The 19,533-nt window shown below is 68.1% G+C and carries 20 protein-coding genes; 11 read left to right on the top strand and 9 right to left on the bottom strand.

Annotation, left to right across the window (positions count from 1 at the left end; genetic code table 11):
- Nucleotides 1-86: 86 nt before the first annotated feature.
- Both ACN6PJ_RS07640 and ACN6PJ_RS07635 read left to right on the top strand, forming a co-directional pair.
- Nucleotides 87-569 (top strand): ComF family protein, encoded by a 483-nt coding sequence (locus tag ACN6PJ_RS07640; RefSeq protein WP_427995280.1) that lies wholly within the window; start codon nt 87-89, stop codon nt 567-569.
- Between the two features lie 80 nt (nt 570-649).
- Nucleotides 650-1,120: a tRNA (cytidine(34)-2'-O)-methyltransferase gene (locus ACN6PJ_RS07635; RefSeq protein ID WP_427995279.1), complete on the top strand. Its 471-nt coding sequence runs from the start codon at nt 650-652 to the stop codon at nt 1,118-1,120.
- Between the two features lie 21 nt (nt 1,121-1,141).
- Here the strand turns inward: ACN6PJ_RS07635 and ACN6PJ_RS07630 are convergent, their stop codons facing one another.
- From ACN6PJ_RS07630 to ACN6PJ_RS07610, 5 genes are all read right to left on the bottom strand, one after another.
- Nucleotides 1,142-2,134, bottom strand: coding sequence for a Bug family tripartite tricarboxylate transporter substrate binding protein (locus tag ACN6PJ_RS07630; protein ID WP_427995278.1), 993 nt, complete (start codon nt 2,132-2,134; stop codon nt 1,142-1,144).
- 42 nt (nt 2,135-2,176) lie between these two features.
- Entirely contained in the window at nt 2,177-3,244 is a 1,068-nt protein-coding gene (locus ACN6PJ_RS07625) for an NAD(P)H-dependent glycerol-3-phosphate dehydrogenase (protein WP_427995277.1), read from the bottom strand.
- Nucleotides 3,245-3,265: 21 nt separating this feature from the next.
- Nucleotides 3,266-3,811: a protein-export chaperone SecB gene (secB, locus tag ACN6PJ_RS07620; protein ID WP_427995276.1), complete on the bottom strand. Its 546-nt coding sequence runs from the start codon at nt 3,809-3,811 to the stop codon at nt 3,266-3,268.
- A gap of 63 nt (nt 3,812-3,874) precedes the next feature.
- Nucleotides 3,875-4,132 carry a glutaredoxin 3 gene (grxC, locus tag ACN6PJ_RS07615; protein WP_043546853.1) on the bottom strand — a complete coding sequence of 86 codons (258 nt, stop codon included), beginning with the start codon at nt 4,130-4,132 and terminating at the stop codon, nt 3,875-3,877.
- Between the two features lie 51 nt (nt 4,133-4,183).
- Nucleotides 4,184-4,606, bottom strand: coding sequence for a rhodanese-like domain-containing protein (locus ACN6PJ_RS07610; RefSeq protein WP_427995275.1), 423 nt, complete (start codon nt 4,604-4,606; stop codon nt 4,184-4,186).
- 171 nt (nt 4,607-4,777) lie between these two features.
- Between ACN6PJ_RS07610 and gpmA the strand changes: the two genes are divergently transcribed.
- From gpmA to ACN6PJ_RS07575, 7 genes are all read left to right on the top strand, one after another.
- Nucleotides 4,778-5,530 carry a 2,3-diphosphoglycerate-dependent phosphoglycerate mutase gene (gpmA, locus tag ACN6PJ_RS07605; RefSeq protein ID WP_043546851.1) on the top strand — a complete coding sequence of 251 codons (753 nt, stop codon included), beginning with the start codon at nt 4,778-4,780 and terminating at the stop codon, nt 5,528-5,530.
- A gap of 25 nt (nt 5,531-5,555) precedes the next feature.
- Nucleotides 5,556-7,145, top strand: coding sequence for a peptidoglycan DD-metalloendopeptidase family protein (locus ACN6PJ_RS07600; protein ID WP_427995274.1), 1,590 nt, complete (start codon nt 5,556-5,558; stop codon nt 7,143-7,145).
- Between the two features lie 80 nt (nt 7,146-7,225).
- Complete coding sequence (locus tag ACN6PJ_RS07595) at nt 7,226-8,671, top strand: S41 family peptidase (protein ID WP_427995273.1); 1,446 nt, start codon at nt 7,226-7,228, stop codon at nt 8,669-8,671.
- On the top strand, nt 8,668-9,423 hold the full coding sequence (locus ACN6PJ_RS07590; protein ID WP_427995272.1) for a HesA/MoeB/ThiF family protein: 756 nt from the start codon (nt 8,668-8,670) through the stop codon (nt 9,421-9,423). The genes ACN6PJ_RS07595 and ACN6PJ_RS07590 overlap by 4 nt, the downstream gene beginning before the upstream one ends.
- Nucleotides 9,424-9,532: 109 nt before the next feature.
- Nucleotides 9,533-10,732: a diguanylate cyclase domain-containing protein gene (locus ACN6PJ_RS07585; RefSeq protein WP_427995271.1), complete on the top strand. Its 1,200-nt coding sequence runs from the start codon at nt 9,533-9,535 to the stop codon at nt 10,730-10,732.
- Between the two features lie 81 nt (nt 10,733-10,813).
- Entirely contained in the window at nt 10,814-11,530 is a 717-nt protein-coding gene (locus tag ACN6PJ_RS07580; RefSeq protein WP_427995270.1) for a FadR/GntR family transcriptional regulator, read from the top strand.
- Entirely contained in the window at nt 11,527-12,939 is a 1,413-nt protein-coding gene (locus ACN6PJ_RS07575; RefSeq protein ID WP_427995269.1) for an FAD-binding oxidoreductase, read from the top strand. Before ACN6PJ_RS07580 ends, ACN6PJ_RS07575 begins: the two co-directional genes overlap by 4 nt.
- Before the next feature lie 198 nt (nt 12,940-13,137).
- Here the strand turns inward: ACN6PJ_RS07575 and thiC are convergent, their stop codons facing one another.
- Nucleotides 13,138-15,051, bottom strand: a complete 1,914-nt coding sequence (gene thiC, locus ACN6PJ_RS07570; protein ID WP_427995268.1) for a phosphomethylpyrimidine synthase ThiC — start codon at nt 15,049-15,051, stop codon at nt 13,138-13,140.
- Nucleotides 15,052-15,414: 363 nt separating this feature from the next.
- Here thiC and ACN6PJ_RS07565 point away from each other — a divergent pair, with 363 nt between their 5' ends.
- Nucleotides 15,415-15,978 (top strand): SecDF P1 head subdomain-containing protein, encoded by a 564-nt coding sequence (locus ACN6PJ_RS07565; RefSeq protein ID WP_427995267.1) that lies wholly within the window; start codon nt 15,415-15,417, stop codon nt 15,976-15,978.
- A 66-nt stretch (nt 15,979-16,044) separates the two neighbouring features.
- Here the strand turns inward: ACN6PJ_RS07565 and ACN6PJ_RS07560 are convergent, their stop codons facing one another.
- The gene (locus ACN6PJ_RS07560; RefSeq protein ID WP_427995266.1) at nt 16,045-16,497 is read right to left on the bottom strand and encodes a helix-turn-helix domain-containing protein; all 453 of its coding nucleotides are present in this window, start codon (nt 16,495-16,497) and stop codon (nt 16,045-16,047) included.
- Between the two features lie 75 nt (nt 16,498-16,572).
- On the opposite strand from ACN6PJ_RS07560, the gene ACN6PJ_RS07555 reads away from it, so the two are divergent.
- Nucleotides 16,573-17,286 carry a transcriptional regulator gene (locus ACN6PJ_RS07555; protein ID WP_427995265.1) on the top strand — a complete coding sequence of 238 codons (714 nt, stop codon included), beginning with the start codon at nt 16,573-16,575 and terminating at the stop codon, nt 17,284-17,286.
- On the opposite strand, the gene proB is transcribed toward ACN6PJ_RS07555, so the two are convergent.
- A complete protein-coding gene (proB, locus tag ACN6PJ_RS07550; protein ID WP_427995264.1) occupies nt 17,255-18,391 on the bottom strand; it encodes a glutamate 5-kinase in 1,137 nt (378 codons plus the stop codon). The two genes, ACN6PJ_RS07555 and proB, sit on opposite strands and share 32 nt — an antisense overlap.
- 57 nt (nt 18,392-18,448) lie before the next feature.
- A partial coding sequence (gene obgE / locus ACN6PJ_RS07545; RefSeq protein ID WP_427995263.1) for a GTPase ObgE occupies nt 18,449-19,533 on the bottom strand: 1,085 nt, incomplete at its 5' end.

The following is a 19,533-nucleotide window of genomic DNA, read 5'->3' as shown; positions in this document are numbered from 1 at the left end:
GCTGCCCTCGCTGCGCCCTCAGGGTCCCGCGGGGCGCGCCTTGCTGCCCCGCCTGCCTGGGCGCCCCCCGGTCCTTTGCGCGCACGGTGGCGGCATTCGACTACGAGCCGCCCGCCGACGCCTTGGTGCTGATGCTGAAGGCCCAGCGGCGCCTCAGCATGGCGCCCGTGCTTGCCGGGCTGATTGCCGCGGCCGTCGCGCGCGACGGCCCCTTGCCCGCCGGCACCCTGCTGGTGCCCGTGCCCGCGGGCCGCGCCTCGCTGCGCCGGCGCGGCATGAATCCCGCCGCCGAGATCGCCCGCGGCCTCTCGGCGGAGCTGGGGCTGCCCCTCGCGCGGGGCGTGCTGTTGCGGCGGCGCGAGGCGCCGCGGCAGACGGGCAGGAGCCGGCAGGCCCGCCGAAGCGGCGCCATCGGACTGTTTTCCTGCGTGGGCGGGGTGCGGGGCCGGCACGTGGCCGTGGTGGACGACGTCATGACGACCGGCAGCACTGCCGATGCCGCGGCCGGCGCGCTGCTGGCCGCGGGCGCGGCGGGCGTTACGGTGCTGGTGGCCGCGCGCACGCCCTGAGGCGGCGCGGCGGCAAATCGGCGACAATTCCGGTATACGGCCTTTCGCGCCGCAAGCTGTTTGCCGAGCCTCTCTCCGCCATGTTCCACGTCATTCTCGTCTGCCCCGAGATCCCGCCCAATACCGGCAACGCCATCCGCCTGTGCGCCAATACGGGCGCGCAATTGCACCTGGTGCGCCCGCTGGGGTTCGAACTCGACGACGCGCGCATGCGCCGCGCGGGGCTGGACTATCACGAGTGGCAGCCCGTCCGGGTGCACGACACGCTGCAAGAGGCCCTGGCCGATACCGGCGCGGGGCCGTCCAGCATCTATGCGCTGACCACGCACGCGCAGCGCAGCGTGGCGGACATCGGCTTCAAGCCGGGCGACGTGTTCGTGTTCGGCCGCGAAACGGCCGGGCTGTCGGAAGAACACCAGGCGATGTTCCCGCCCCAGCAGCGCCTGCGGCTGCCGATGCGCGCCGGCCAGCGCAGCCTGAACCTGTCCAATGCGGTCGCGGTCACGGTATTCGAGGCCTGGCGCCAGCAGGGCTACGAGGGCGGCGTGTAAGGGCGGCCGCCCGTCCGGCGGTCAATCCAGCGACAGCTTCAGCTTTTCGATCACCTGGTCCCAGCGCGCCTTTTCGTTCTTGATCCGCGCGGTCAGGGCTTCGGGCGTGGAGGGCGCGGGCGTGAAATACTGCAGGGCCAGCTGCTTGCGCACGGCTTCGCTGTCGATGATGCGCGCCAGTTCGCTATTGAGGCGCTCGACGATCGGGGTGGGCGTGCCGGCCGGCACCAGCACGGCGTTCCAGGAAATGGCTTCGAAGTCCGGATAGCCCTGGGAGGCCATGGTCGGGATGCCCGGCAGCGCCTCGCTGGGCTCCAGGCTGGTCACGGCCAGCAGCTTCACCTTGCCGTCGCGCGCCTGCGGCACGGCGATGGCGGGCACCATGAAACCGGCCTGGACGTCGCCGCCGATGATGGCGGTGATGACCTGGGGGAAGCCGGAATAGGGAATGTGCGCCAGGTCCACGCCGGCGCTTTCCTTGAACATTTCCATCGCCAGGTGGGCCGAGCTGCCCGGGCCGACGGAACCGTAGTTCAGCGAGTTGCCGCGGCTTTTCACCAGCGCGACGAAGTCCTTGACGTTATTGACCGGCAGGCTGCCGGGCACGACCAGCACGTTCGGGCTGGTGCCCACCAGCGACACGGGCGCCAGGTCGCGCAGCGGATCGTAGCCCAGGGTCTTCTTGTACAGCGTGGGGGCGGTGACCAGCGGGCCGTTGATCGTATAGAGCAGCGTATAGCCGTCCGGCTTGGCCTGCGACACCATGCGGGTGCCGATGTTGCCGCCCGCGCCCGGCTTGTTGTCGATGACGATGGGCTGGCCCAGGGCCTGGGCCAGCGGTTCCGAGATCGTGCGCGCGAGGATGTCGGGCGAAGACCCGGGCGGGAAGGGCACGACCATATGGATGGGACGGTCGGGCCAGTCGGCGTGGGCGGCGGCGGGCAGGATCGCGGCCAGGCTCAGGCACAGGCCGCGTAGCAGCTGGCCGACCCGGAACTTGCGGGTTTGCGTCATGAAGAATGTCTCCTCGATGGGGGCGTGGTGTCTTGTCGTCGATCAGTGGGACGGGCCGTCCGGCAGGCCGGCGCCGCTTTCGTAGCGGGCGTCCCGGGCGAGCAGGGCGGACACGGCGGTCATGGGGGCGACGCCGTCGAACAGCACGGCGCAGACAGCTTCCGTGATCGGCAGTTCGACCTGGATGGCGCGCGCGCGCTCCAGGGCGGCGCGCGCGCAGCGCACGCCTTCGGCGGTGATGCCGCTGGCCAGGATGTCGGCCAGCTTGCGGCCGGCGCCGATTTCCAGGCCGACGCGGCGGTTGCGCGACAGTTCGCCGGTAGCGGTCAGCACCAAGTCGCCCAGGCCGGTCAGGCCGGCGAAAGTTTCGGCCTGCGCGCCCAGGGCCACGCCGAAGCGGGTCATTTCGGCCAGGCCGCGGGTGATCAGCGCCGCGCGGGCATTGGTGCCCAGGGCGAGGCCGTCGCAGATGCCGCAGGCGACGGCGATGACGTTCTTCAGCGCGCCGCCCACTTCCACGCCGACCAGGTCGGTGCTGGCGTAGACGCGCAGCGCCGCGCCATGGAAGGCGGCCGTGGTGGCGGCGCGCAGCGAAGCGCTGTCGCTGGCCACGGTCAGCGCCACGGGCAGGCCTTGCGCGACTTCGCGCGCGAACGAGGGGCCCGACAACGCGCCGCCGGTCGCGCCGGGCAGGGCCTCGCGCATGATTTCGTGGGGCAGCCTGGCCGTGTCGGCTTCGAAGCCCTTGCACGTCCAGACGATAGGGGTGTCCTGCAATCCCAGCGCGGGCAGCCGGCGCGACAGCTCGCCGCAGATGGCGGTCAGGCCGGCCACGGGCACGCCCAGCACGATGAGGCGTTGCGCGCCCTCGTCCTGCAGGCTGCGCAGGGTGGCGTCGAGATCGGAGGAAATGTTCAGTGCCTGCGGCAGCGGGATGCCGGGCAGGTAGCGCGCATTTTCATGCGTGGCGGCCATATCGGCCGCCTGGGCGGCGTCGCGCGCCCAGAGCAGGGTGGCGTGGCGGCGGCTGGCGGCCGCCGCCAGCGCGGTGCCCCAACTTCCCGCGCCCAGCACGGCGACGCGCAGGCGCGGCTCGGGGTTTTTTTTCATCGCAGAGCCGCCGCGGCGTGCTTACTGGCGGGTCGCGCCCGGGGGCAGGATGATGCCCGAGTCGCTGCCGTTGCCGTTGCCATTGCCGTTGGCCGCGTTCTGCTGTTGTTGCAGTTCGGCCAGGCGCTGTTCGTACAGGGCCTGGAAGTTCACTTCGGTCAGGTGCAGCGGCGGCATCGACGTGCGGGTGATGGCGTCGGCGATGTTGGCGCGCAGGTACGGATACAGCATGGTCGGGCAGACGATGCCCAGCAGCGGATCGAGCTGCTCTTCAGGAATGTTGGCGGCTTCGAAGATGCCGGCCTGCGTGCCTTCGACCAGATACACGACCTTTTCGTTGACGCGGGTGGTGACGGTCACGGTGACCGTGGTCTCGAACACGGTGTCGGCCAGGCGCTGCCCGCCCACGGTGATGCTCACTTCGACCTGGGGCGCTTCTTGCTCCAGGAAGACGTGAGGCGCATTCGGCATCTCCAGCGAAAGGTCTTTCAGGTAGACGCGCTGCAGATTGAACGAGGGCGCGTCGTTGCCGCCTTCTTGCTGGGTGTTTTGGTCTTGATCAGCCATGAGTGTTTCCGTTGGTGGGAGGGGCAAAAAAGGGGCGATGGGCCGGAGCGCCGGGAGGGCGCCCTAGCCGTTCAGCATGGGCGCAAGGCCGCCCGAGCGGTCCAGCGCCATCAGGTCGTCGCAGCCGCCGACGTGGGTATCGCCGATGAAGATCTGCGGCACGGTGCGCCGGCCGGTGCGTTCGATCATGACGTCGCGCTGGGCCGGGTCCCGGTCGATCTGGATGATCTCCAGGTCCGTCACGCCGCGCTGCTCCAGCAGCGACTTGGCGCGCGCGCAATAGGGACAGTAGTCCTTGCTGTACATGACGACTTTATTCATGGGCGCTCCTGTGGGTACAAGAATAGGCAAATGGGGGCGAAACCCTTGGATTCAACCCTTCTGGGTGACCGGCAGGCTGGCTGCGGCCCAGGCCCGCATGCCGCCTTCCAGCGGCACGGCGTCGGCGAAGCCCTGGGCGCGCAGCTTGGCGGCGGCGCGGGCGGAATCGCGGCCGTTGTCGCACACCACGACGAGCGGCTTGTTCTTGGGCAGGGAGGCGGCCTTCTGCTCCAGGTCCGCGGCCGGCACGTTGCGCGCCTGGGCGATGTGGCCGGCCTGGAATTGTTCCGCGGGGCGCACGTCGACCCATACGGCCTGGCGCTGGTTGACCATCTGGATGGCTTCGCCCGTGCTGACGGCGGAGCCGGTGCGGCCGCGGCGCAGGGCGGGGATGGCCAGCATCACGCCGGAAACCACGGCTACGGCGACAATGAAGATGTTGTTTTTATCGAGCAAGAATTGCAGAAGATCCACGGGGCATCCTGAAGTGTGGCGGCTAGCCTGGTATCGGCGAACCCCGGGGCGGCTCCGCCGAAACGGGCGGGTGCGCCGGGGCAAAATCAAGGGCAAAATCACTCAATTATAAAATGAGCGCATTCTCTGACCATTTCCTAACTTTAACCCGCGACAATCGCGTGCCAAACCATGCATAAACTTGTTCTGATGCGCCACGGCGAAAGCCAGTGGAACCTGGAAAACCGCTTCACGGGCTGGACCGACGTCGACCTCACCGACACCGGCCGCGAGCAGGCCCGCAAGGCGGGCGAACTCCTCAAGAAGGAAGGCTACACCTTCGACCTGGCCTATTCGTCCGTGCTCAAGCGCGCCATCCGCACGCTGTGGATCGCCCTGGACGCCATGGACGCCATGTACACCCCCGTGGGCGTCAACTGGCGCCTGAACGAGCGCCACTACGGCGCGCTGCAAGGCCTGAACAAGGCCGAAACCGCCGCCAAGTACGGCGACGAGCAGGTGCTGATCTGGCGTCGCGCCTATGCGATCGCCCCGGAGCCGCTGTCCCTGGACGACGAGCGCCACCCCCGCTTCGACAGCCGCTACGCCCGGATCCCGGCCGATCAGTTGCCGGCCACCGAATGCCTGAAGGACACCGTGGCCCGCGTGCTGCCGTTCTGGAACGAATCCATCGCCCCGGCCATCCGTTCGGGCCGCAAGGTGCTCATCGCCGCCCACGGCAACAGCCTGCGCGCCCTGATCAAGCACCTGGACAATGTGTCCGACGACGACATCGTCAACCTGAATATTCCCACCGGCCAGCCGCTGGTCTACGAATTGGATGATGACCTGCGCCCCATCCGCCACTATTATCTGGGCGATGCCGCCGAGATCGAGGCGGCCATGGCGGCGGTGGCCGCCCAAGGCAAGGCCAAGAAGGACTGACATCCTGAGAAGGACTGATATTTCCATGTGTCGCACGGCGGGGTTGTTGTTGGCGGTCGTTCTGGCCGGGGGAGCGTTGTCGGCTGGCGCCGCGCCCAATGACCTTGCCGGCCGTCAGTCCGACGCCGAAAAGCAGCAGGCCGCCTTGCGGGACCGCATCGAGAACCTGCAAAAGGAAATCGACGACCGCGAGGCCGCCCGCAAGGAAGCGGCCGACGCGCTCAAGCAGTCGGAATCGGCCATTTCCCGCATCAACCTGCGTCTGCGCGAACTGGCCGAGGCCAACCGCCAGGCCCAGGCGGACCTGGCCGGGCTGGAAAAGCAGATCGACGCGCAGCAGGCCGTGCTGGCCAAGCGCCGCACCGAACTGGCCGAGCAGCTCCGGACCCAATACACCAGCGGCCTGTCGCCGTGGACGGCGCTGCTGTCCGGCGACGATCCCCAGGTGCTGGGACGCAATCTGGGCTACCTGGATTACGTTTCGCAGGCCCGCGCCGCCGCCGTGCAGGCCCTGAGGGCGGACATCGACCGTCTCGCCGCCCTGCAGGAGCGCGCCGACGCCCGGCGCGCCGAGATCGAAAAGGTCGTGGCCGAAACCACCGAACAGAAAACCGCGCTGGTCGCGCAGCAGAAAGAGCGCTCCACGCTCCTGGCGCGGCTGGAAGGCCAGATCGCCGCCCAGCGGGCCGAGGCCAGCAAGCTGGGGCGCGACGACCAGCGCCTGTCGCGGCTCATTACCGATCTGGACGCGGCCATCGCCAAGCAGATCGAGGAGGCCCGCAAGGCCGAGGAAGCGCGCAGGAAGGCCGAGGAGGCGCGCAAGGCGGAAGAGGCGCGCCGCGTGGCCGAAGAGGCCCGCAAGCGCGCCGAAGCCGATCGCCGTGCCGAGGAAGCCCGCAAGAAGGCCGAAGCCGACCGCAAGGTGGCCGCGGACAATGCGCGGCGCGAACGCGACGCCCGGGATGCCCGCGAGGCCGCCCAGGCCCGTGAGCAGGTCGAAGCGGCCTCGCGCCAGAACCGCGGACCGGTCGCCGTGGCCGACCCGGACGCCGCTGGCCTGCGCCCGGCCGAGCAAAGGCAGTCCCGCCTGATCGTTCCCGAGGAAGCGCCGCCCCCGGCCAAGCCCCAGGAACCGCCTAAAAAGGCGGAACCTGTGCAGGAAAAAACCGCTCCAAGCCGTAGCGAGCCAGCCCAGCAGACCGCGCGCGCCGCGCCGGTCGGCGGGGGCAGCGGCCTGCGCCACGGCCTTGCCATGCCGGTGCGCGGCCAGGTGCAGGGCCGTTTCGGGGTCGACCGCCCGGATGGCGGCGTCTGGCGCGGCGTGGTGCTGCGCGCTCCCGAGGGCACGCCGGTCAAGGTGGTCGCGCCGGGCACCGTGGTCTACGCCGATTGGCTGCGGGGTTTCGGCAACCTCATCATTGTGGATCATGGGCAGCAATACCTGACCGTCTATGCTTACAACCAAAGCCTGCTCAAGCGGGTGGGAGATTCGGTGACGGGTGGCGACACGATCGCCACGGTAGGCGCAACCGGCGGCCAAGTGGAATCCGGCCTATACTTTGAAATTCGCCATCGTGGCGCTCCTGTGGATCCGGCCCAGTGGCTGGCGCAGTAGATTGATGTCGTTGGCAGATACGTGTCGTTGGTAATTGAATACCAAACCCCATCGGCGAAAACACAATTCGGGAAGTGTGCATGGGCACTCGTAAGTTTCGCGGTTTCGGTCTGATTGCCATCGGTGCGGTGGCTGGTGTGTTGCTCAGCGTGGGCGTGACCGCGGTCGCGCAGCGCGGCAGTCCCTTGCCTCTGGACGAGCTCAGGCAACTGAGCAACGTGTTTGCCGCCATCAAGAACAACTACGTCGAGGCCGTCGACGACAAGACCCTGATCGACAATGCCATCTCCGGCATGGTGTCGAACCTGGATCCCCACTCCGCCTACCTGGATGCCGACGCGTTCCGCGAAATGCAGACGGCGACGCAGGGCGAGTTCGGCGGCCTGGGCATCGAGGTCGGCGCCGAGGACGGCTTCGTGAAGGTGATCTCGCCGATCGAGGACACGCCCGCCGCCCGCGCCGGCGTGATGGCCGGCGACCTCATCATCAAGATCGACGACACGCCCACCAAGGGCATGACGCTGAACGACGCGGTCAAGCTGATGCGCGGCGCGCCCAAGTCGCCGATCACGCTGACCATCATGCGCGCCGACCGTCCCCAGCCCATCGTGCTGAAGATCGTGCGCGACATCATCAAGGTGCGCAGCGTGCGCAGCAAGATGCTGGACAACGGCGTGGGCTACGTGCGCGTCGCCCAATTCCAGGAAAAGACCGGCGCCGACCTGGCCAAGCAGCTGAAGGACCTGGGCGCGAAGGAGGCTCCCAAGGGCCTGGTGCTGGACCTGCGCAATGACCCGGGCGGCCTGCTGACCAGCGCCATCGGCGTGGCCGGCGCGTTCCTGCCTCCCGATTCCCTGGTGGTGTCCACCGACGGCCGCACCCCCGACGCCCGTCACAAGTACCTGGCCACGCCGTCCGAGTACGCCCGCGGCGAAAGCAACTACCTGTCCGGCCTGCCGGCCTGGACCAAGACGGTGCCCATGGTCGTGCTGGTGAACGTCGGCTCCGCCTCGGCCTCCGAGATCGTGGCCGGCGCGCTGCAGGACCACAAGCGCGCCAAGGTCCTGGGCAATCGCAGCTTCGGCAAGGGCTCGGTGCAGGTGATCCTTCCGCTGTCCGAAACCACTGCGGTCAAGCTCACCACGTCGCGCTATTTCACGCCCAGCGGCCGCTCGATCCAGGCCACCGGCATCGAACCGGACTACGTCGTCGCGGATACCGCCGACGGCGACCTGTTCCGCCTGCCGCGCGAAGCCGATCTGCAGCGCCACCTGTCGAACCAGCAGACGGCCAACGAAGTGAAGTCCGCCGCGGACCAGGACAACGCCGAAGTGCCCGCCAAGGTGTTCGAATTCGGCGGCAAGGACGACTTCCAGCTGCAGCAGGCGCTGAACCTGCTGGCCGGCAAGCCGGTGCAGAAGGGCTCCGCCCGCGCCCAGGCCAAGGCCGACGCCAAGCCCGGCGGCGGCACTGCCCAGCGCATGAAGATCACGCCGACCGGAGTCGAGCCCAGCAAGGACAAATGAACGACGAGCAACTGCTGCGCTACGCCCGCCACATCCTGCTCGACGAGCTTGGAATAGAAGGGCAGGAAAAACTGCTGGCGGCGCGTGTGCTCATCGTGGGGGCCGGCGGGTTGGGCTCGCCCGCCGCGCTCTACCTGGCGACCGCCGGTGTGGGCGACATCACCCTGGCCGACGACGATGTCGTCGAGCTGAGCAACCTGCAACGCCAGATCCTGCACACCACCGCCAGCGTCGGCCGCCACAAGGCCGAATCGGGGCGCGACATGCTGGCGGCCTTCAATCCGCAGACGCGGGTCCATGCCCGCGTCGAGCGGCTCCAGGGCCAGGCCCTGTCCGATGCGGTGGCGCAGGCGGACCTGGTGCTGGACTGCACCGACAACTTCACCACCCGGCACGCCATCAACCGCGCCTGCGTCCAGCACCGCAAGCCGCTGGTGTCCGGCGCCGCGATCCGCTTCGACGGCCAGGTCAGCGTCTACGACCTGCGCGACGACCGCGCGCCCTGTTACCACTGCCTGTTCCCGGAAGGCGATGACGTCGAGGAAGCCAACTGCGCCACGATGGGCGTGTTCGCGCCGGTCGTCGGCATCATCGGCAGCATGCAGGCGGCAGAGGCGCTCAAGCTGCTGTCCGGGGTCGGCGAAAGCCTGTCCGGCCGCCTGCTGTGGCTGGACGTGCGCACCATGCAATGGCGCAGCGTGAACGTCCAGCGCGATCCGGAATGCGCCGTCTGCGGGCATCGCGGGCACTGAATTTTCCCCGCGTATTGAACCCGCGGACAATATTAAGGGCTTGAAATACCTGCTATAACGCCAGCCAGCCTATCTGAATCCGGGTAGATGTGGCCAGGGACGTGACAGCGTGGATACAGCACTGAAGTTCAGCTTGCCCAAATGGCGCCTGACGCGTTGGCTGACGCATTCGGGGCACGATACGCCCGCGGACATCCGTGCGGCGCTGATCGCCAGCCTGTTTGGCACGCTCCCCATTTTCGCGGGCGGGGTCATCAACACATTGATGATCTCCGGCGTCGTCGCCTGGCGCCGCCCCGAGCCGCTATACGTGTCGTGGCTGGTGCTGGAGGTGTTCCTCGCCATCGTCCGGGTCACGATCCTGCGGTCCGCCCTGAAGGCGGCGGCCAAAGGCGGCAACACCCATACCGACATCTACATCCTGCTGGCGCTGCTCTGGGCGTTCAGCGTGGGCTACGGCGTTTTCGTCACCTTCCTCAACGGCGACTGGCTGGCGGCCACGCTGGCCGGGGTGTCCTGCGGCGCCATGGCCGGGGGCATCTGCTTTCGCAACTACGGCGCGCCCAGGCTCGTCGGCGCCATGATCTTCCTGAGCTTGGGGCCGATGTGCCTGGGCGCGGCCTTCACCGGCGAATACGTCACGGCCATCGTCTTCATCCAGATCCCGTTCTACCTGGTCAGCATGAGCATTGCGTCGCACCGGCTCAACCGCATCCTGGTGTCCACGATGCTTGCCGAGCGCGACAGCGACCGCCGCGCCAGCGAGGACGCGCTTACCGGCCTGGCGAACCGCGCGGGCCTGCTGGCCTCGCTGGAACGCGTGTGCGCCAGCGCGCGCAGCCATGACAGCTCGGCGGCGCTGCTCTACATGGACATGGACGATTTCAAGCTGATCAACGACACCTACGGCCACGCCGCCGGCGACCAGGTGCTCATGACCATCGCCCAGCGCATGCGGGCCATGCTGCGCGTGGACGATGTCGCGGCGCGGATCGGCGGCGACGAATTCATCGTCCTGGTGACCGGCATCGACGCCACCTCGGCCCTGCGCCTGGGCGAGCATCTCCTGCACGACGTGTCGCAGCCGATCACGCTGGCGGACGGCACGCGCGTCAGCGTGGGCCTGTCGATCGGCATTTCCATCGTGTCCGGTTCGAACCGTAGCCCGCAAGCTGCCCTGGATTCGGCGGATGCCGCGCTGTATCGCGCCAAGGCGCGCGGCGGGCGCTGCTGCGCGGTGGCCGGCGCAGACCAGACGGACCAGGCCGGGGGCAAGATCCTTCCGGACGGCGAGCGCGCCGTCGCGTGAAGCGCCGGCCCGGCGCCGGTCCCGGGGCTCATTTTTCCAAAAGTTTTCAGATAACCTGATAAGTGCGCCTATAATGGGCGCATGCTGAGCAAGAGCCTTACCCTGACCGAACAGGTCGCCCGCCAGATCGCGGGCGGCATCGCCGAGGGCATCCATCCCGTGGGCGCCAAGCTGCCGCCAGGGCGGATCCTGGCGGAGCAATACGGCGTCAGCGCCGCGGTCATCCGCGAGGCCACGGAGCGCCTGCGGGCCCAGGGGCTGATCCAGAGCCGCCAGGGCTCGGGCAGCGTGGTGGTGTCGCGCACCGGCACGCAGGGGTTCCAGGTGTCCGCCGGCATCGCCGACCGCGAGCAGCTCGCCAGTGTCTACGAATTGCGGATGGAACTGGAGGGCGGCGCGGCCGCCCTGGCCGCGGTGCGCCGCAATGCCGCGGACCTTGCGGCCATGTCCCAGGCCCTGGAATCGCTGGAAGCGCATCTGGAGCACCCAGAAGAGGGGGTGGAGCACGATATTTCGTTCCACGTCGCCATCGCCGCCGCCACCCACAACAGCTACTACCAGGACCTGCTGCAATATCTGAATCTGCAACTGCGGCTGGCCGTCAGCACGGCGCGCACGAACAGCCGCCGGCACGACGGCCTGACCGCGGCCGTGCAGCAGGAGCATGTGGCCGTGTTCGAGGCGATCCGCGCGGGCGATCCCGAACGGGCGCGGCTCGCGGCGACCCATCATCTGCAGCAGGCGGCCAGCCGCCTGCGACTCGATCTTCTCTTTCCGGCCGCAAGGCAGACATCATGAGCGACTCCGACTTCACACAACGCCTGGTCCAGGCCCTGGGCCCCGACACCGTGCTTACCGCCGAGGCAGACATTGCGCCGTGGCTGTCCGATTGGCGCGGGCTGTACAAGGGCCGGGCGCAGGCCGTCGTGCGTCCGCGCACCACGGACGAGGTCGCCACCTGCCTGGCGCTGTGCCAGCAGGCCGGCGTTGCGGTCGTGCCGCGCGGCGGCAACACCGGCTTGTGCGGCGGCGCCACGCCCGACTCGGGCGCCGCGAACGTGGTGCTCAGCCTGGACCGCATGAACGCCGTGCGCTCCATCGACACCGTGGCCAACACCATGGTGGCGGAGGCGGGCGCCATTCTCGGCAATCTGCGCCGCGCCGCCCAGGAGGCGGGCCGCCTGCTGCCGCTGAGCCTGGCGGCCGAGGACTCCAGCCAGATCGGCGGCAACGTCGCGACCAACGCCGGCGGCGTGAACGTGGTGCGCTACGGCATGGCGCGCGAACTGGTGCTGGGCCTGGAGGCCGTCCTGCCCACGGGCGAGATCTTTCACGGCCTGCGGACCCTGCGCAAGGACAACACCGGCTACGACCTCAAGCAATTGCTGATCGGCTCGGAAGGCACGCTGGGCGTCATCACCGCCGTGGCGCTGCGCCTGTTCCCGCGCACCGACGTCCGCTCTGTGGTGCTGGCCGCGGTGGAATCACCGGCGCAGGCGCTGCAGCTGTTCGAGATCCTGTTCGAGCAGTGCGGGGCGCGGCTGCAGGCATTCGAGTATTTTTCGGGAGATTGCCTGGATCTGGTGCTGGAGCATGCCGAAGGCGTGCAGGAGCCCTTCGCCGAGCGTTACCCGGCCTATGTGCTCGTAGAGCTGGCCGACACGGCCGACGAGGCCGCGTTGAACAGCCTGCTGGAAAACGTGATCGGCACGGCGCTGGAGCGCGGCCTGTGCCTGGACGCCGCCGTCTCCGCGTCGCTGGCGCAACTGCAGGCGCTGTGGAAGCTGCGCGAGGAAATCTCCGAAGCGCAGCGCGCCGACGGTCCGCACCTGAAGCACGACGTGTCGCTGCCGATCGAGCGCATCCCCGAGTTCATGGAATCCGCCGAGGCCCGCGTGCGCGCGCTGTACCCGGATATCCGCCCTTTCATCTTCGGCCACTTCGGCGACGGCAACCTGCACTACAACCTGTCGCGCCCGGCCGGCGCCGACCGCGATTGGGTGGCGACGCATGGGCCGGCGATCACCGATGCGGTGCTGGACGAGGTGAACCGCTATGGCGGCAGCATTTCGGCGGAGCACGGGATCGGGCAACTGAAGCGGGATCACTTCCTGCATAGCAAGGATCCGCTGGAGTTGCGGTTGATGAAGCAGATCAAGGCGGTGCTGGATCCGGCGGGGATCATGAATCCCGGGAAGCTGCTGTAGGATGGGTGCAGCGCGAGCGTCCTTGAGCAAGAACTCGAATATTCAACGCGCGTAACCCATCAGGCGGCGCCAGCCGCCGTTTTTCGTGGCAAGAGACAACGCCGGCGCTCGCCGGCCGATGGGTTACGCGCGATGAGCATCCGGTTCGTTGCCCGGATGCTCTCGCGCTGCACTCATCCTACGACGCAACGCGCGGGCTCACTGCCGGTGATAGACCTCGGCCCCCTTCCTCACGAACTCCACCGACTTCTCCTGCATCCCCTTCTGCAAGGCATCCTTCTCGCTGACCCCCTGCGCCGCCGCATAATCCCGCACGTCCTGCGTGATCTTCATGCTGCAGAAATGCGGCCCGCACATGGAGCAGAAGTGCGCCACCTTCATCGAGTCCTTGGGCAGGGTCTCGTCGTGGAATTCCTTCGCGGTGTCCGGATCCAGGCCGAGGTTGAACTGGTCGTCCCAGCGGAACTCGAAGCGGGCCTTGGACAGGGCGTTGTCGCGGATCGCCGCGCCGGGGTGGCCCTTGGCCAGGTCGGCCGCGTGCGCCGCGATCTTGTAGGTGATGATGCCGTCTTTCACGTCCTTCTTGTTCGGCAACCCCAGGTGCTCCTTGGGCGTCACGTAACAGAGCATGGCCGTGCCGTACCAGCCGATCAGCGCGGCGCCGATGCCGGAGGTGATGTGGTCGTAGCCGGGGGCGATGTCGGTGGTCAGGGGGCCCAGCGTATAGAACGGCGCCTCGTGGCAGTGCTCCAGCTGCAGCTCCATGTTTTCCTTGATCATCTGCATCGGCACGTGGCCGGGGCCCTCGATCATGACCTGCACGTCGTGCTTCCAGGCCACCTGGGTCAGCTCGCCCAGCGTCTTCAGTTCGGCGAACTGCGCTTCGTCGTTGGCGTCGTAGCCCGAGCCCGGACGCAGGCCGTCGCCCAGCGAGAAGCTGACGTCGTAGGCCTTCATGATTTCGCAGATCTCCTCGAATCGTTCGTAGAGGAAGCTCTCCTTGTGATGCGCCAGGCACCACTTCGCCATGATCGAGCCGCCGCGCGAGACGATGCCGGTCATGCGGTCGGCCGTCATGGGGATGAACGGCAGGCGCACGCCCGCATGGATGGTGAAGTAGTCCACGCCTTGCTCGGCCTGCTCGATCAGCGTGTCGCGGAAGATCTCCCAGGTCAGTTCCTCGGCCTTGCCGTCGACCTTTTCCAGCGCCTGGTAGATCGGCACCGTGCCGATCGGCACCGGCGAGTTGCGGATGATCCATTCGCGCGTTTCGTGGATGTGCTTGCCGGTGGACAGGTCCATGACGGTGTCGCCGCCCCAGCGGATCGCCCAGGTCATCTTTTCCACTTCCTCGCCGATGCCGGAGCTGACGGCCGAGTTGCCGATGTTGGCGTTGACCTTCACCAGGAAGTTGCGGCCGATGGCCATCGGCTCGACTTCGGGGTGGTTGATATTGGCCGGGATGATGGCGCGGCCGCGCGCGATTTCGTCGCGCACGAATTCGGGGGTGATGGCGGCGGGGATGGCGGCGCCGAAGGACTGGCCCGGATGCTGGCGCAGCAGGCGCTTGACCATCTTCTCGCCGTCGGGGCCGCTATCTCGCAGCGACTGGAGGTAGTGCTCGCGGCGCAGACTCTCGCGGATCGCCACGTACTCCATTTCGGGGGTGACGATGCCTCGACGGGCATAGTGCATCTGCGAGACGTTGGCGCCGGGCTTCGCGCGGCGCGGCGGGCGCTGCAGGTCGAAGCGCATGGCCGTCAGCTTGGGATCGGTCAGGCGTTCCTTGCCGTAGTCGCTGGTGGGGCCCGCCAGCACTTCGGTGTCGCCGCGCTCGTCGATCCAGGCGCGGCGCACTTCCGGCAGGCCGCGGCGGATGTCGATCCGGACTTCGGGATCGGTATAGGGGCCGCTGCAGTCGTACACCGTCAGCGGCGGGTTCTTCTCGCCGCCGAACATGGTGGGCGTGTCCGCCTGTTCGATCTCGCGAAACGGCACGCGGATGTCGGGCCGCGAGCCGGTTTCGTACACCTTGCGCGATTTGGGCAGCGGCGCGACGGCGGCCGCGTCGACCTCGGCGGTGGCGGCCAGGAATTTGGGATTTGCGTTCATGGAAAGCTCCAAGCGAGTGGTTGGAGCCGATCGGGAAGGAATCTCCGCCGCGCAGGGGCGGACGGAAATACGGCTCCCAGCATCGGCATTATCCGTACTGGTACGAAGGGACTCTCTCAACACGCCGCGGCATTCAAGCCGCGACGAGTACCCCTGCGCGAAAGCGAAGTATAGAGGCTGGAACGCGTTCCGACGAATGGCGTCGGTGCAAGTTGCGAGGTTCAGTCTGAGAAGCTGGTATTACCGCTTTACATTTGGATTCAGACTGGGGCGACACTATCATTCAGGTTCGGTACACTTTTCAGACATGCCGGGCGTGCCCCCGTGCGGCCTGGTCTTAGTCCACTTAAGAAGGAATCGAGCATGCAACTGACCTTACGCACATTGGCGCCCGCCCTGGTTGTCGTGACGTTGGCGCTAGCGGGTTGCAAGACCGCCCCGACTAAGACGTCCGACACCGCGCCCGCCACATCCGGCCAGCAATCCACGACGCCCGCCACGGCCGCCACGGTGGACTTCTATCTGGCCCACAAGCAACCTGGCGCCGGCCTGCGCGAAATCAGCCTGCCGGACGGCAAGCTCTACATGCAGGAAGTGCCGGTGCTCACGCGCGCCGACCTGACCGACGCCGCCGCGCTGGTGGACCGCCAGGGCCAGAATTTCGTGGGCCTGCGCTTCTCCGAAGCGGGCGCCCGCAAGCTCAATGACATCAGCTCCAAGAACGTCGGCAACATGCTGGCGCTGGTCATCGACCGCGAACTGGTCGCCGCGCCGCTCATCGGCGAACCGCTGAACCGCGGCGTGCTGGCCTTTGGCGTGCCCTCCGCCCAGGCCGCCTCGGAGATCGCCGCCAAGATCCGCGGCGACGCCGCAGTGCCTCCCGCGGGCGGCGCCGCTCCGGCTCCCGCTCCCGCCGCGAAGCCCTGAACGGTTCTCGCCCTGCAAAAAAGCCGCGACATGGTCGCGGCTTTTTTTTCGTGAATGCCGCAAGCGTCAACCGGTCTTGCGGCCCCGCGGCTTGGAGCCGCGGCGGATGCGCACGGCATGTTCGATGTAGGTCTGCGCCATCGCCTCCAGGCCGATGCGCTCGTCAGGCGTCAGCAGATCGATCTGGGTCGGTGAAATAGTGGAGAAGGGCCACGGAGCCATCGGGCGCGGCCGGCTGCCGGGCCTGGGCGCGGATTCCGCCACGCCCGTGGCGGGCAGGGTGTCGCTCAGATCGTAGCCGCTCATGGGGAGTTCCATGGGGCCCTTGCCGGTTTCCAGCCATTCGGCTTCGACCTTCAGCACCTGCGCCAGCTTGCGGGCCGAGCGGCTGGAGTGCCGCAAGCCGCTTTCATAGCTTCCGATGGCGCTCTGCGAGAGGCGCGCCAAACGGGCGAGCGTCTTCTGCGTATGGCCACGCAGCAAACGCGCATGCTTCAGTCGGTCCGAGAATGTCTTCACAGGTCGATTGAAGCTTGGCGGTCAGGTACTTTGGTAGTTATAAAAATTACTTAAGTGATAAAAGAGAGGGAACCTATGCCGCAACGGGGCAGCGTCTTCGTTCTTGCGTGCGACGGGGCGGCGCACGATCTCGTCGCAGCGCTGCGCACGTTTCAGTGGGCGGCGCGCGCTTTCGATTCCCTGGAGGTCCTGCTCGACGGCCTGCGGGCCGAGGTGGTCGACGTCCTGGTGGTGCAGGGCGCCGGCGCCGGCGTGGCGGAATGGATCGCCGCGCTGCGCGGCGCGGCGCCCGCGGCCGGGCTGGTCTGGCTGGACCGCGGCGGCGCGGCCCCGGACGCGCGCATCGCCGCGTTGGATGCCGGCGCGGACCTCTGTGTGGATGCAGGCACGGAGGTGCCGGAGTGGGATGCGCTGCTGCGCAATCTGTGCCGGCGCCGGTTTGGCGGCGGCTCGCCGTGGCGGCTCGATCCCCAGGCCGGCGCGCTGGCCGGCCCCGCCGGAGCGTTATTGCCGCTGACGGCCGCCGAGTGTGCTTTTTTTGTCCGGTTGCTGAATGCGCCCGGTCATCGTCTGCGCCGCGAAGCGCTTGCTTGCCAGGACGGGCGCGATTCGCGGAAGGGGGCGCGGCGGGTGGACGTGCTGGTGTCCCGGCTGCGCGGCAAGGCCCAGCGCCTCAATGTCGAATTTCCCGTGCTCGCGGTGCGCGGGTGGGGCTACATGCTGCTACCCGACGTCGCGCGGCCGCAAAGGCGTGGCGCTACAGCACGACCAGGTTGTCCCGATGCATGAGCTCGGGCTCGGTCATGCTGCCCAGGATGCGCGCGATCTGCGACGACGGCTGGCGCAGGATGCGGCGGGCATCGGCCGATGAATAGTTGATCAGCCCCCGGGCGCATTCGCGTCCCTGGCTGTCCACGCAGGCCACCACGTCGCCGCGGCCGAATTCGCCTTGCACGTCAGTCACGCCGATGGGCAGCAGGCTCTTGCCTTCGCGCAGCAGCGCCTGCACGGCGCCATCGTCCAGCACCACGCGTCCGCGCAAGCGCAGGTGGTCGGCCAGCCATTGCTTGCGTGCCGACCACACGGGCAGCACGGCGCGCAATTCGCTGCCGATGCATTCGCCCTGGGCCAGGCGCGTCAGCACGTTGCGCTCCCGGCCTGAAGCGATGACGGTGTGCGCGCCGCTGTGGGCCGCGCGCTTGGCGGCCAGCACCTTGGTCAGCATGCCGCCCGTGCCGATGCCGCTGCCGGCGCCGCCGGCCATGGCTTCCAGCGCCGGGTCGCCCGCCTGGGCATGCGACATGAACTTGGCGTCCGGGTTCTTGCGGGGGTCGGAGTCGTACAGGCCGCGCTGGTCCGTCAGGATGATCAGCGTGTCGGCTTCGATGAGGTTGGTGACCAGCGCGCCCAGCGTGTCGTTGTCGCCCAGCCGGATCTCGTCGGTGACGACCGTGTCGTTTTCGTTCACGATGGGCACCACGCCCAGGCGCAGCAACGCGAACAGCGTGCTGCGGGCGTTCAGGTAACGGTGGCGGTCGGCCAGGTCTTCGTGCGTCAGCAGGATCTGGGCCGTGCGCAGGCCGAACTCGGCGAACGCGGCCTCATAGGCCTGGCACAGGCCCATCTGGCCCACGGCCGCCGCCGCCTGCAGCTCGTGCATCACGGACGGGCGCTTGCGCCAGCCCAGGCGCGCCATGCCTTCCGCAATGGCGCCGCTGGAAACCAGCACGACCTGCTTGCCCTGCTTGTGCAGGGCGGCGATCTGCGCGGCCCAGTGCGCCACGGCGGCGCGATCCAGGCCGCGGCCTTCATTGGTGACGAGCGACGAGCCGACTTTGGCGACTAGGCGCTGGGCGTTGGTGACGACGGAAACGGCGGGTGATTCGGCAGACATGATGGCGGCGGGCTGCGGCGCGTGCAAAGACGTAATCGTAGGGACTGCGATTATGGCCTATTCGTCGCCGCTGCGCGGCGCGGAGCGCGGGTCCGCGTCCGAACGCTTGTCGTCGAAGCGCGGATCCGGCGCAACGTAGCTGTCATCGGCCTTGTCCTGCGCCAGCTGTTCCTTTTCGCGCTCGGCGTCCAGGTAGTCCTGCAACGCGTAGATCAAGTCTTGCGTGCCTTCGCCCGACAGGCCGGAAATGCCGAACACCGGGCCCTTCCAGTCGTAGAGTTCGAGGAAGCGGCGCTTGGTGTCTTCGGGGTCGGCCACCATGTCCAGCTTGTTAAGGACCAGCCAGCGAGGCTTGGCCGCCAGTTCCGGATCATAGCGGCGCAGTTCTTCGACGATGGCGCGGGCATCGGTCACGGCCTGCTCAACCGGATCGGCGTCGGGATCGGGCGTGGACACATCCACCAGGTGCAGCAGCACGCGGGTGCGCGCCAGGTGGCGCAGGAACAGGTGGCCCAGGCCGGCGCCCTCGGAGGCGCCTTCGATCAGCCCGGGAATGTCGGCCACGACGAAGCTGCGCGACGGCGAGGTGCGCACCACGCCCAGGTTGGGGTGCAGCGTGGTGAAGGGATAGTCCGCGATCTTCGGCTTGGCGTTGGAGATGCGGGTGATCAGCGTGGACTTGCCGGCGTTGGGCAGGCCGAGCAGGCCCACGTCCGCCAGCACCTTGAGCTCCATGCGCAGGTAGCGGTGTTCGCCTTCCTTGCCCGGCGTCCATTGGCGCGGCGCGCGATTCACGCTGGATTTGAAATGGATGTTGCCCATGCCGCCCTGGCCGCCCGCCGCCAGCACGACCTTCTGGTCGTGCTGGTTCAGGTCGAACAGGACTTCGCCGGTTTCGGCGTCATGGATCACGGTGCCCACGGGCACGCGCAGCGTGATGTCGGGGGCGGCCGCGCCGTACTGGTCCGAGCCGCGGCCGTTTTCGCCGTTCTTGGCGCGATGCAGGCGGGCGTAGCGGAAGTCGATCAGCGTGTTGATGTTGCGATCGGCCACCGCATAGATGGAGCCGCCGCGTCCGCCGTCGCCGCCGTCCGGGCCGCCCTTGGGGATGAACTTTTCGCGGCGAAAGCTCGCCACGCCAT

The sequence above is a fragment of the Achromobacter sp. genome (assembly GCF_050285585.1).
GTDB lineage: Bacteria > Pseudomonadota > Gammaproteobacteria > Burkholderiales > Burkholderiaceae_B > Achromobacter.
This window is presented reverse-complemented; position numbering and strand designations above follow the sequence as displayed.